Origin of the sequence: Anaerotignum lactatifermentans (genome assembly GCF_014982935.1) — a bacterium.
In the GTDB taxonomy this organism is placed as follows: Bacteria; Bacillota; Clostridia; order Lachnospirales; family Anaerotignaceae; genus Anaerotignum; species Anaerotignum lactatifermentans.
Genome location: NZ_JADCKK010000004.1, coordinates 18,555 through 31,024 on the forward strand (window position 1 = coordinate 18,555; position 12,470 = coordinate 31,024).

Below are 12,470 nucleotides of genomic sequence, written 5' to 3' on the forward strand. Positions count from 1 at the left end.
AAGAAAGGATGAAATACTTATGAAGAAGATCACAGGCGGCGTTACTGCCCCCAAAGGTTTTACGGCCGCAGGCATCCATTGCGGCATCCGCAACAATCAGACAAAAAAAGATCTGGCGCTGCTTTACAGCGAAGTTCCCTGCAACGCAGCAGCTGTTTATACACAGAATAAAGTTTATGGCGCACCCATCACCGTCACAAAAGCAAACATTGCCGACGGTATGGCACAGGCCATGATCTGCAACAGCGGCAACGCCAACACCTGCAACGCTGACGGCGTGGAAAAAGCAGAAATGATGTGCGAAATGACCGCAAAGGCTTTGGGCATTTCCCCCAAAGACATCATCGTTGCTTCCACAGGTGTTATCGGTATGACACTGAACATTGAACCCATTGCATCCGGCATCCCCAAACTGGCACCCATCCTGTCCAAGGAAGGTCACGCGGACGCGGTGGAAGCCATCATGACCACAGACACCAAACCCAAGGAAGAAGCTTACGAAATCGAAATCGGCGGCAAAACCGTTTCCATCGGTGCCATGGCAAAAGGCAGCGGCATGATCCACCCCAACATGGCAACCATGCTGGGCTTTTTGACCACAGACTGTGCCATCACCACACCTATGCTGCAGAAAGCACTGAAACTGGCTGTGGACGACACATTCAATATGGTCAGCGTAGACGGTGACACTTCCACCAACGACATGGTTTCCATCATGGCAAACGGTCTGGCAGAAAACCCCGTCATCGACAGCGAAGGCGCAGACTTCGACGCTTTCCTTTTGGTTGTAAAAGAAATCTGCACTTCCATGGCGAAGAAAATCGCTGGCGACGGCGAAGGTGCCACAAAACTGGTAGAATGCAGCGTACACCACGCACCCGACACCAAACTGGCAAAAGCCATTTCCAAATCCATCATCACTTCCAGCCTTACAAAGGCTGCCATGTTCGGCGCTGACGCCAACTGGGGACGTATCCTTTGTGCCATCGGCTACACCGAAGGTGATTTTGCCGTAGACACCATTTCCGTTACCATTTCTTCTCCCAAAGGTGAAATTTTGGTATGTGAAAAAGGCGCAGGCGTTCCTTTCGACGAGGACAAAGCAAAAGAAATTCTCCTGCAAGAAGAAATCCACATTGACGTGGATATGCAGCAGGGGGACGGCGAAGCCACCGCTTGGGGCTGCGACCTGACATACGATTACGTGAAAATCAACGGCGACTACCGCACATGATGGGAGGGCAGACAACATGAAAGACATCAATACCATGAAGGCAACAGTCCTGACGGCTGCCCTGCCTTACATTCAGAAATATTACGGCAAAACCGTTGTCATCAAATACGGCGGCAACGCCATGGTTCATCCCGATTTGAAAAAAGCCGTTATGAGCGACATCATCCTCCTTTCTCTGGTAGGGATTCATGTGGTGCTCATCCACGGCGGCGGTCCGGAAATCAGCGGCATGCTGAAAAAACTGGACATTGAATCCCGCTTCGTCAACGGTCTGCGCTACACCGACAAAGAAACAGCGGAAGTGGTACAGATGGTACTGGCTGGGAAAACAAACAAAGATCTGGTTGGTCTGATCGGTCAGCTGGGGGGCAAAGCCGTTGGCCTCTGCGGCATTGACGGCTGCATGATTCAGGCGAAAAAACTGGAAGGTGATTACGGCTATGTAGGCGACATCACCAAAATCGACACCACCCCCATTGTAAACGCCATCGACAGCGGTTACATCCCCGTCGTTGCCACCGTTGGCACCGACTGCAAAGGCAATATTTACAACATCAACGCCGATACAGCAGCAGCTGAGATTGCCGGTGCACTCCACGCAGAAAACATCATCACACTGACAGACATTCGCGGTCTTATGGAAGACGTCAACGACGAAGACTCCCTCATCCCTGTGGTGCATGTGGATGAAGTGGCAAATCTGGTGGAAAAAGGCATCATCAGCGGCGGCATGATCCCCAAAGTACAGAGCTGTGAAAACGCAGTTCGTGCAGGGGTGAAAAAAGCCGTTATGATTGACGGCAGAATCGAACATTCCATACTGGTGGAAATGTTCTCTGACGAAGGTATTGGCACCATGTTTTTACCATAAAAAGAAGGAGGGAAACACATGGATTTTCAGACAGCAAAACAATATGACGACGAATACATCATCCATTCCTATGGCAGATTCCCCGTGCTCCTGACAAAAGGCAAAGGTGCCACCGTACAGGATGACACAGGCAAAACATATATCGACTTCACCAGCGGCATCGGCGTAAACGCTTTGGGCTTTTGCGACGACAGCTGGGTACAGGCGGTAAGCGCACAGCTTCAGTCTTTGCAGCACACTTCCAACCTGTATTACACAGAGCCCTGCATTCAGGCAGCGAAACTCCTCTGTGAAAAAAGCGGCATGAAAAAAGTATTTTTCGGCAACAGCGGCGCAGAAGCCAATGAAGGCGTTATCAAAGCCGCAAGAAAATACAGCTTTTTGAAATACGGCGCAAGCAGAAACAAAATCATTGCCCTGCAGAACTCTTTCCATGGCAGAACCATGGCAGCCCTTTCCGCCACCGGACAGGACGCTTACCACAATTTCTTCTTCCCCTTCGTGGATGGCTTCGTATTTGCCAAAGCAAATGACTTTGCCGACATTCTTTCCAAAATGACTGACGATGTTTGCGCGGTCATACTGGAAACCGTACAGGGGGAAGGCGGCGTGGTTCCTCTGGACAAAGAATATGTACAGGCAGTAGCCAAAGCCTGCAAGGAAAAAGACATCCTGCTCATTGTGGACGAAGTACAGACAGGCATGGGCAGAACAGGCTCCCTGTTCAGCTATCAGCAGTTTGGCATCCAGCCTGACCTGGTATCCTGTGCAAAGGGTCTGGGCGGCGGTCTTCCCATCGGCGCGGTGCTGTTCGGCGAAAAAACAGAAACCGTATTCGTTCCCGGCGACCACGGCTCTACTTTCGGCGGCAACCCTGTTGTATGTGCCGGTGCGGTACATATCCTGAACACCATGGACGAAGCCTTTTTGCAGGACGTACAGAAAAAAGGCGCATATCTGAAAGAAAAAATTGAAAAAATGCCTCACGTTGAAAACGTGGCAGGTCTGGGCATGATGCTGGGCATCCAGTTGGATGTGGAAGCAAAACCCGTTATCAACGCTTTGCTGGAAGCAGGACTTTTGGTACTTTCCGCAAAGACCAAAATCCGTCTGCTGCCTCCTCTGACCATCACACAGGAGGAACTGGACAAAGGGCTTACCATTTTGGAACAGACACTGGCTTCACTTTGATTGAGAAAGGAAGATAATATATGAAACATTTTCTGAAACTTTTAGACCTGACAACAGAAGAAATTCTGGAACTGCTGGACCTGGCAGACCAGTTGAAATTACAGAAAAAACAGGGCATTGAACACCCTATCCTGAAAGGCAAAACACTGGGCATGATTTTTGAAAAATCCTCCACCAGAACCCGTGTATCCTTTGAAACAGGCATGTATCAGCTGGGCGGTCATGCGCTGTTCATCAGCTCCAAAGACGCACAGATCGGTCGTGGCGAACCTACAGAAGACACCGCAAGAGTTCTGTCCCGGTATCTGGACGGCATCATGATCCGTACTTTTGAACAGGAAGAAGTGGAAACACTGGCAAAATACGGCTCCATCCCCATCATCAACGGTTTGACAGACTTCTGCCATCCCTGTCAGGTTATGGCTGACCTGCAGACCATCCGGGAACACAAAGGCAAACTGGAAGGGCTGAAAATGTGCTACATCGGCGACGGCAACAACATGGCAAACTCCCTCATCGTGGGCGGTCTGAAAGTTGGCATGTCCGTAAGTATTGCCTGCCCCAAAGATTACCAGCCTCATAAAGACGTTCTGGACTTTGCGGCACAGTACGGCGATAAATTCCAGATGACAGAAAGCCCTCTGGAAGCTGCGAAAAATGCTGACGTTGTCCTGACAGACGTTTGGGCATCCATGGGTCAGGAAAGCGAACAGAAGATCAGAGAAGCTGCTTTCGCAGGCTTCCAGGTAAACGACGAACTGATGGCAGTAACAAACGAAGGCTGTATGGTACAGCATTGCCTGCCTGCTCACAGAGGCGAAGAAATTACAGCGGAAGTATTCGAAGCACACGCTGACGAAATCTTCGACGAAGCAGAAAACCGTCTGCACGCACAGAAAGCGATTCTGGTAAAACTGATGGCAGACTGATAAACCACACCCTGTCGTCAAAGACTCATTTCATTCAAGCCTTTGACGAGTAGACAGAAGTATAAAGCCGAAGTTCCATCAGCTAAAAGCCTTGAAACTTCGGCTTTTCCCCTTGGGATTCCATTCGGGGAACCCCACACCGCAAGAGATGCGGACAGCCATTTATGGCTGGCATTTGCGAAGCAAATGTGTTGACCCCTTCGTTCCCCAAGCCCTTCAGCGTTTTTGAAAAAAGTATAAAACTTCGTTTTTCGACATACCAAAACCACCGAAAACAGTATGTTTCCGGTGGTTTTTCTATTTTCTTTCGGCGCAGTTTGCAGAACAAAATCACCCCCACCAATGCATCCAAACCTTGCATAAAATGGGACTTTTGCAGCAGGGTTTTTTGTGTGTTGTATGCCCGAAATACCGGCATTTGCGCCTATTTCCCTATCGTTTGCAGGGTTTTTTATTTTTTTTTGGAAAAATTAGAAAAAATCCGTTGACAAACGCCAAAATTCTGTTATAATGATATCAAACAGTAAATGATAATAATTATCAATTAAGAAATATTTTTAGTGTGTAAGGAGGAAACTATTATGATGAATCTGAAAGGTACAAAAACTGAAGCCAACCTGATGGCAGCATTCGCTGGTGAATCCCAGGCAAGAAACAAATACACATATTACGCAAGCAAAGCAAAAAAAGAAGGCTATGAACAGATCGCAGCTCTGTTCCTGGAAACAGCCAACAACGAAAAAGAACACGCAAAAATCTGGTTCAAACTGCTCCATGACGGCGCTGTGCCTTCCACAGCTGAAAACCTGCTGGACGCTGCACAGGGCGAAAACTACGAATGGACAGACATGTACGCTACATTTGCGAAAGAAGCAAGAGAAGAAGGCTTTGACCGCATTGCTTACCTGTTTGAAGCAGTCGGTCAGATCGAAAAACATCACGAAGAACGTTACCGCAAACTGCTGGAAAACGTTGAAGGCGGTCTGGTATTCTCCAGAGATGGCGACATGATCTGGCAGTGCGCTAACTGCGGCCACATCCACGTTGGCAAACAGGCACCTCAGGTTTGCCCCGTTTGCGAACACCCTCAGGCTTACTTCCAGATCGAAGCAAGAAACTACTAATTCTAAAAACCTTGATACTCTCTTATCCCAATTTTTCATAGAACACTAAAAAAACGACGGTATTTATACCGTCGTTTTTTTCTGTACTTTGTTATGGAGCATCCACGCACAGGTCAAAGCGCAGAGGGCAAGCACGCCGCCGCCCAGCCCCAACAGGCGCATATCCAGTTTTTCCACGATGGCGCTGCCGCAGACAGAGCCGAAAGCAATGCCGAAGTTAAAGGAAAAAGAATTGGTGGACGCCGCCAATGTGATGGCGCCGGGATATTCCGCCGTGGCAATGTTCAGCACATTGACCTGTATGGGGGAATTTTGCAGATACATCAAAAGACCAATGGCAAAAATCACTGCCATCCCTGCCACAGGGTTTCCCAATGCCACAGGCAGGAGAAACATACATGCCGCCAGGGCAACATACGTGAACCGCAGTTTATAAATGCCGTTTTTCAGTGCCATACGACCGGAAATCAGGTTGCTGAAAAGCACCATGACCCCGAACAGCAGCAGCACAAAACTGATATACTGGGCAGGAATCCCCACATAGTCCTCAAACACAGGTGTCAGATACGTATATAACACATAAGAAGCAGAAGCGCCAAAGAATACCGTCAGGATGCTCAGCAGGATGCGGCTGTCTTTCAGCAGGACAAACTGCTGCATGATGCCGGAAGGCACTTTTTCATGTTTTCTGGGCAGAGAAACGAACATGAGCGCCAGCACCAAAATGCTGCACAGGGTAATGCCCACAAAAGCTGCCTGCCAGCTCAGTACGTGGCTGATGGTGGTGCCAATGGGCACGCCGAAAATAGATGCCAGAGAAAATCCCGCGAATACCCAGGAAACCACCGTTGCCCGATGCTCCAGAGAGGAAATATCCGGCACAAATGTCATGGAAACGGAAATGAGGGTGCCGGAAACGATGGACAGCAATATTCTCGCCGCCGCCAGCAAAGGATAACTGGGGGCAATGGCGCAAAGGAAATTCCCCACAACAAATACCACCGTCAGGGAAATGATGAGGGCAAACCGATGGAACCGCCCTGCCAGAGCCGCCGTAAAAGGCGTTCCCACAGCGTAAACAAAGGCAAACATGGAAACCAGAGAACCGGCAGTGGTCAGGGATACGGACAGCCCTTCGGAAATATCCGGCAATATCCCCACAATGATAAATTCGCTGGTGCCCAGTGCAAAACTCAGTAAAATCAAAGCAATGACAGGCATGGTGAATACCTTTTCTTTTTTTGGCATGATGCTTCTTCCTTTCTTCTTTCCAAATCCTGTATGATTATAGTCATCTGCCCTTCTGCCGTCAAGGAGGAAAATCCCGTGTTTTTTCTTGGAAAACGCCGTTATTTTTATGGAATCTGCCTATCCCTTGGCAAAAATATGGCTTTTCCCTTGCAAAAGATGCGGGCTTTTCGTACAATCTACCCGTACACACTTTTTTATGGAAAGGACTGTTTTTATGCAGCAAATCATATTGGCATCCAATTCTCCCCGGAGAAAAGAACTGCTGTCCATGCTTTCTGTGCCCTTCACCGTACAGGAAAGCCATGTGGACGAACGTGCATTGGAGGAAGCAGACAGAAAAGCCGGCATCCGCCGCACCCCTGCGGAACAGGCATCATTTATGGCAGAAGCCAAAGGCACAGACGTAAGCCGCACCGCTCCCGCAAATTCCATCATCATTGCCGCCGACACCATGGTGGCAGAGGGGGACACCATCCTCCACAAACCCAAGGACAAAGCCGACGCCAAAGCCATCCTCACCCATCTTTCCGGCAAAAGCCACATGGTTTTCACAGGCTTATGCGTCATTTACAAAGACGCGGAGGGCAAAGAAACGGTACACGCCCAGACCATCGGCACAAAAGTGGTGTTCCGCCCTTTGACGGAGGAAGAAATGGACGCATACATTGCCACAGGGGAACCCATGGACAAAGCCGGCGCTTACGGCATACAGGGCAAAGGTTCCCTGCTGGTGGAACGGATGGAAGGCGACTACTTCAACGTGGTGGGGCTGCCTTTGACTGCCCTTTACGAAGAACTGCGGGCGCAAGGCATTTCTCTCATGGAAAACTGGAAATAAAAAACAGGGATTTTCCTTGATTTCTTAAGGGGAATTGCGACAGCTGTCTTCATAAGAAAACATAACAAATTAAATTCGAACAAACAAAGAAAGTCAAAATCCTTTGTTATGATAAGGATTTTGGCTTTCTTTGTTTTCTTATGAAGATGCCCCTAAATTCCGGCGTTTTTATGTCCCGATAAACCATCCCCAAAAGGAGGTTTTTCTGCCATTTTTTCCAAAAAACCAACTGCTTTCTCATTCCTTTTGGAAAAATCTTATCAATTTCTTTATATTGCATGCAAATAGTTGACAGCGCAACGAATTTAGAAGTATACTGTATTTGTTGCAGACGCAACTAATTTTGACTTATCCACAGAATATGCTGAGGCGGCAGCCATTTCTGTTTGATGTTATCCACATTTCCACCGCCACTACCCACAGGAGGTACTCATGGAGAAAAAAAATCTGCGTTATTCCATCAACGCGTCAGCCATCAGCCGGTATGCCAACCGGAATTTCGACCTTTGTCTGCGGCATCTTCCCATCAGCAGCGGACAGCAGTTTTTCCTGCTGCGCATCTACGAAAATCCCGGCATTCCCCTGAACGGTCTGGCACAGCTGGGCTTTTTTGACAAAGGCACCGTCAGCCGCGGTGTGCAAAAGCTGGAGGAAGCCGGCTACATCACCGTTATCACCGATGAGAACGACAGACGATGCCGGAAATTATTCGTCACCCCCGCCGCTGCGCCCATCATCGAAACGCTGCTGAATGCCAGAGAAGAATGGAACTCTGCCCTGACAGAAGGCATGACAGACGAAGAATGTCTGCTCATCAATAAACTCATGAAACAAATGGTACAAAATGCCCAAACCTACATTGCCAAAAAGGAGGAGGAAGTCACATGCAGCAAAGAACACTGACAATGGAGGGAGAAAACCCTTTGGGTGTACGCCCCATTAAAGGACTGTTATTCTCTTTTTCCATCCCTGCCATCATTTCCTGTCTGGTCAACTCCGTGTATAACATCGTCGACCAGATTTTCATCGGTCAGGGTGTCGGCTATCTGGGGAACGCCGCTACCACCATTGCTTTCCCTCTGATGACCATCATCATGGCTTTTGCCACCCTCATCGGCTCCGGCGGCAGCGCTTACGCCGCTTTGCGACTGGGCGAAGGCAGAAAACGGGAAGCCCTTCTGACACTGAATAACCTGCTGGTCATTGCCATCGGTCTGGGTATCCTGCTGGCAGCAACTGGTCTGATTTTCCTGAAACCTATTCTGACATTGTTCGGCGCAACGGAAACCACCATGCCTTACGCCATCGACTATACATCCATCGTCCTCATGGGCGTACCTTTCAGTGTCATCAGTATTGCCCTGTCCAACATGGCACGTACAGACGGACACCCCCGTATGTCCATGTACGGCATCCTCATCGGCGCCGCACTGAACACCGTTCTGGACCCCATTTATATTTTCGTACTGGATTGGGGCGTAAAAGGCGCTGCCATCGCTACCATTACTGCGCAGTTCGTTTCCACCGTGGTGCTGTGTTACTACTTCCTGAGAAAAGGAAATATGCGCTTTACCCGCAGATATATGAAACCCGTAGGTCGTGTCTGGTATAAAATCTTCTCTCTGGGCATTTCCTCCGGTATCACTTCTTTGGTTGCCTGCATCATGCAGGTGGTCATGAACAACTCTCTGGTTTACTACGGCAATCAGACAGAAATCACCGGTGACGTTGCCCTCAGCGCCATGGGTATCGTCATGAAGATTGCCATGATTCTGGCGTCTGTATGTATCGGCTTTGGTATCGGCGCCCAGCCTATTCTGGGCTTTAACCTGGGTGCGAAAAAATACGCCCGTGTACGTCACACCTATCTCCTTGCCGTATCCATTGCCACAGGCTCCATCCTCATCGGCTGGGCTGTATGCCAGCTGGCGCCTCATCTGGTGCTGAGCCTGTTCGGGAAAGAAAATCAGACATTTACAGACTTTGCTGTACGCTGTCTGCGGATTTATCTGGGCGGTATTTTCTGTGCCGGGTTCCAGATCGTTTCCACCAACTACTTCCAGGCAACCGGTCAGCCTTTGAAAGCTTCTCTGCTTTCCATGCTCCGTCAGCTCATCCTGCTGATTCCCCTGCTGCTGATCCTGCCTTTGTTCTTCGGTCTGAATGGTCTGCTTTATGCAGGTCCCTGCGCAGACATCGGCTCTGCTGTTATTGTGGCACTGTTCATCCTGCCGGAAATGCGGAAACTGAATCGCAGAATCGCAGAAAGCCAAGGTCCTGCACTGGCTGCTTAAAGAAAACAAAAAAGCTGAAATCCTTGTCATTATAAAGGATTTCAGCCTTTTATTTTTACCATGATTTTATGAAAAATCCCCCTTTGAAAAGAGAAAAAGGAAAAGCAATGTTTTCCTAAGGGGAACTTGCTTTTCCTTTCTCTTGTTTTGCTTTCTCACGAAAGCTTGTGTAAGGGTATTTTATCAAAAAATTTCGTGGAATGCTTTTTTCTGCTGTACGGCTTCTGTGACTTCCGCCATCTTGCTTGTGTCGCCGATGAGGATGACACCGCACAGGGCATTGTTACGGAAATAGTATTTTTCCAGTGTGAGTTTCTTATCGTCACGGATTTCCAGTGTTTTGTATGTGACGTCTTCTTTTGTACCAACGTCACCAATGGAATATACGGAAGTGTTCAGGGCGTTCAGTGTCATGCCCTGTGTCTGAGGCACATAAGGCAGGCTGTCGCCAGCTGCGTTTGCACCGGCAATGCGACCCATTTCCATTGCTACAGGCCAGATTGCGATGTTTGCGCCGTCGAATTCCGCACAGTCACCGCCAGCAAATACATTGCTGTCGCTGGTCTGCATTTTGTCGCTGACGATAACAGCACGATTTGTCAGGATGCCTGCTTCTTCTGCCAGTTCTTTATTGGCACGTACGCCTGTGGACATGATAACGATATCCGCGGGAATCTTTGTGCCATCTGCCAGCATAACGCCTTCTACTTTACCATCGCCGACGATTTCTGCAATCTTTGCGCCCACAACGATGTTCACGCCGTTTTTCGCTGCGATCTTCTTCAGCATATCTGCGCCTACTGCGTCCATTTTGCCCAGCAGCAGTTCAGGAGCGCCTTCCAGTACAGTCACTTCCAGTTTTTCTTTACGCAGTTCCCATGCACTTTCCAGACCCAGCACGCCGCCGCCGATAACGACTGCATGTTTTGCCTGCAGTGCCATATGGTTGATCTTTTCTACGTCAGCAATGGTGCGGACAGGTGTTACGCCTTCCAGATCTGCGCCCTTGATGGGAGGGATGAAGCTGTAGGAGCCCAGTGCGTATACGCATTTGTCATAAGGCAGGACAGTGCCGTCGGACAGGTGGATTTCTCTTCTGCCCAGATCCATAGCTTCTGCTTTCACGCCCAGACGCAGGTCGATGCAGTGATCTTCATACCATGCAGCTTCTTTGCTTGCGATGGCGCCGCCGCTGATGGCACCGAACATGTTCTTTGTGAGCATGGGTCTGTCATAAGGCAGTTCGTTTTCTTCAGAAATCATGATGATGCTTGCAGTCTGGTTTCTTTCCCGGATAGCTTTTGCCGCATTGAGTGCTGCTGTGCCGCCGCCCAGTACAACGAATTTTTCCATGGTATCCATGCGGTGTGTTACTTCATCCAGATCAACAGGCACGAAGTTTTCTTTGCCTACGCCGCAGACAGGGCATGTTTCCATGGATGCGTCGAAGATTTCGCCGCAAACCAGACATCTTACCAGACCGCTTCTTGCGCTGGCTTTCTTTTCGTCTTTCTTCAGCAGAGTATCTGCGAAACGATAACCATATTCATAAGCGTCCATCAGTTCGTTTTCAGATGGTTTCAGACGTACTTTGAAACCGTCTACCACTTTCAGACGAATCTGTTTCAGTCTTTCGATGATGTGAGGCACGCCTTCCCCGCTCCAGCCGTAGCTGCCGAAGGCACTTGCCAATTTCCCGCCGTGGATAGGAGGGAACATGAGTGTTGTCAGATCCCAGATGGGTTTCAGGGCTTCACCCAGAATGGTAGGTGTACCGAAGAGGATACCATCAGCTGTGCCGATTTCGCCCAGCACTTCTGCCTGATCGGCTGTTACCATATCATAGAGTTTTACGTCGATGATTTCGTCGTTATCCTGAATGCCTTTTGCAATCTGTTCTGCCAGCTGACCTGTGTAGCCATAAGCGCTTACATAAGGGATGACAACTTTTTTACGGTCACTTACAGGCACTTTGCACCATTCTTCATAAATATCCATCAGTTCAGACAGATGGCTGTCCAGAACGGGACCGTGACCGGGGCAGATCATGTCGATATCCATCTGACGTACGGCTGCCAGTGCGTTTGTCATATAGGGCTGTTTGAAGGGACCCAGAATGTTGTCGAAATAATATTTTGTTGCGCGCATATAACCTTCTGTATCGGTAACTGTGCTGCGCAGGATGCCTTCATGTGCATAGTGAGAACCGAAGGAGTCACATGTCACCAGTGTTTTGTCCTCTACGATGTAGGTGTACATGGTATCGGGCCAATGCAGGTTGGGGAACACATGGAACTGCAATGTTTTATTGCCAATCTTCAGTTCGTCGCCGTCTTTGATGGCAATGCTGTAGAAATCACCATTGATGATGTGTTTCAGGAAGCCGATGGCAACAGGTGTTGCAACCACTTTGGCTCTGGGGCAGATGTCCAGAATCCGTTTGATGCTGCCCACATGGTCGGGTTCTGTATGGTTTACCACGATATAGTCAATGGTGGAAACATCTGTGATCTGAGAAAGTGTTTCCAGATAATCGTCGAAGAATTTTTCTTTTGCTGTTTCAAACAGGACAGTCTTGTCACCTGTTTTGAGCAGATAAGAGTTATAAGTGGTACCAAATTCTGTCATCATGATGATGTCGAATACACGCAGGTCCTTGTCCAGAACGCCGGTCCAGTAAAAATCAGGTTTGAGTTGCATTGCTTTCATGGGTGTTTCCGCCTCCTTGATGATTTATG

Annotated in this window: 10 protein-coding genes; 8 read left to right on the forward strand and 2 right to left on the reverse strand. The window is 48.9% G+C overall.

Annotated features, from left to right (window positions below):
* Window positions 1-19: 19 nt before the first annotated feature.
* The 5 genes from argJ to rbr all read left to right on the forward strand — a co-directional run bounded on the left by argJ (window position 20) and on the right by rbr (window position 5,349).
* Window positions 20-1,234, forward strand: coding sequence for a bifunctional glutamate N-acetyltransferase/amino-acid acetyltransferase ArgJ (gene argJ, locus INF29_RS01740; RefSeq protein WP_072848196.1), 1,215 nt, complete (start codon window positions 20-22; stop codon window positions 1,232-1,234).
* A 16-nt stretch (window positions 1,235-1,250) separates the two neighbouring features.
* Window positions 1,251-2,105: an acetylglutamate kinase gene (gene argB / locus INF29_RS01745; protein ID WP_193484243.1), complete on the forward strand. Its 855-nt coding sequence runs from the start codon at window positions 1,251-1,253 to the stop codon at window positions 2,103-2,105.
* 18 nt (window positions 2,106-2,123) lie between these two features.
* The gene (locus INF29_RS01750; RefSeq protein ID WP_193484245.1) at window positions 2,124-3,296 is read left to right on the forward strand and encodes an aspartate aminotransferase family protein; all 1,173 of its coding nucleotides are present in this window, start codon (window positions 2,124-2,126) and stop codon (window positions 3,294-3,296) included.
* A 20-nt stretch (window positions 3,297-3,316) separates the two neighbouring features.
* Complete coding sequence (argF, locus tag INF29_RS01755; protein WP_072848202.1) at window positions 3,317-4,225, forward strand: ornithine carbamoyltransferase; 909 nt, start codon at window positions 3,317-3,319, stop codon at window positions 4,223-4,225.
* Between the two features lie 581 nt (window positions 4,226-4,806).
* Window positions 4,807-5,349: a rubrerythrin gene (gene rbr / locus INF29_RS01760; protein WP_072848203.1), complete on the forward strand. Its 543-nt coding sequence runs from the start codon at window positions 4,807-4,809 to the stop codon at window positions 5,347-5,349.
* Window positions 5,350-5,412: 63 nt separating this feature from the next.
* Here the strand turns inward: rbr and INF29_RS01765 are convergent, their stop codons facing one another.
* Window positions 5,413-6,597 (reverse strand): MFS transporter, encoded by a 1,185-nt coding sequence (locus INF29_RS01765; protein ID WP_193484247.1) that lies wholly within the window; start codon window positions 6,595-6,597, stop codon window positions 5,413-5,415.
* A gap of 217 nt (window positions 6,598-6,814) precedes the next feature.
* Here INF29_RS01765 and INF29_RS01770 point away from each other — a divergent pair, with 217 nt between their 5' ends.
* From INF29_RS01770 to INF29_RS01780, 3 genes are all read left to right on the forward strand, one after another.
* A complete protein-coding gene (locus INF29_RS01770) occupies window positions 6,815-7,438 on the forward strand; it encodes a Maf family protein (RefSeq protein WP_193484249.1) in 624 nt (207 codons plus the stop codon).
* Window positions 7,439-7,870: 432 nt separating this feature from the next.
* On the forward strand, window positions 7,871-8,341 hold the full coding sequence (locus tag INF29_RS01775; protein ID WP_193484251.1) for a MarR family winged helix-turn-helix transcriptional regulator: 471 nt from the start codon (window positions 7,871-7,873) through the stop codon (window positions 8,339-8,341).
* Window positions 8,323-9,732: an MATE family efflux transporter gene (locus tag INF29_RS01780; RefSeq protein ID WP_193484253.1), complete on the forward strand. Its 1,410-nt coding sequence runs from the start codon at window positions 8,323-8,325 to the stop codon at window positions 9,730-9,732. The genes INF29_RS01775 and INF29_RS01780 overlap by 19 nt, the downstream gene beginning before the upstream one ends.
* 183 nt (window positions 9,733-9,915) lie before the next feature.
* On the opposite strand, the gene INF29_RS01785 is transcribed toward INF29_RS01780, so the two are convergent.
* Window positions 9,916-12,441, reverse strand: a complete 2,526-nt coding sequence (locus INF29_RS01785; protein WP_072848226.1) for an FAD-dependent oxidoreductase — start codon at window positions 12,439-12,441, stop codon at window positions 9,916-9,918.
* Window positions 12,442-12,470: the final 29 nt, after the last annotated feature.

Coding starts and splice junctions, on each gene's coding strand:
- argJ (WP_072848196.1), top strand. CDS start 20: ATGAAGAAGATCACAGGCGGCGTTACTGCCCCCAAAGGTTTTACGGCC.
- argB (WP_193484243.1), top strand. CDS start 1,251: ATGAAAGACATCAATACCATGAAGGCAACAGTCCTGACGGCTGCCCTG.
- INF29_RS01750 (WP_193484245.1), top strand. CDS start 2,124: ATGGATTTTCAGACAGCAAAACAATATGACGACGAATACATCATCCAT.
- argF (WP_072848202.1), top strand. CDS start 3,317: ATGAAACATTTTCTGAAACTTTTAGACCTGACAACAGAAGAAATTCTG.
- rbr (WP_072848203.1), top strand. CDS start 4,807: ATGATGAATCTGAAAGGTACAAAAACTGAAGCCAACCTGATGGCAGCA.
- INF29_RS01765 (WP_193484247.1), bottom strand. CDS start 6,597: ATGCCAAAAAAAGAAAAGGTATTCACCATGCCTGTCATTGCTTTGATT.
- INF29_RS01770 (WP_193484249.1), top strand. CDS start 6,815: ATGCAGCAAATCATATTGGCATCCAATTCTCCCCGGAGAAAAGAACTG.
- INF29_RS01775 (WP_193484251.1), top strand. CDS start 7,871: ATGGAGAAAAAAAATCTGCGTTATTCCATCAACGCGTCAGCCATCAGC.
- INF29_RS01780 (WP_193484253.1), top strand. CDS start 8,323: ATGCAGCAAAGAACACTGACAATGGAGGGAGAAAACCCTTTGGGTGTA.
- INF29_RS01785 (WP_072848226.1), bottom strand. CDS start 12,441: ATGAAAGCAATGCAACTCAAACCTGATTTTTACTGGACCGGCGTTCTG.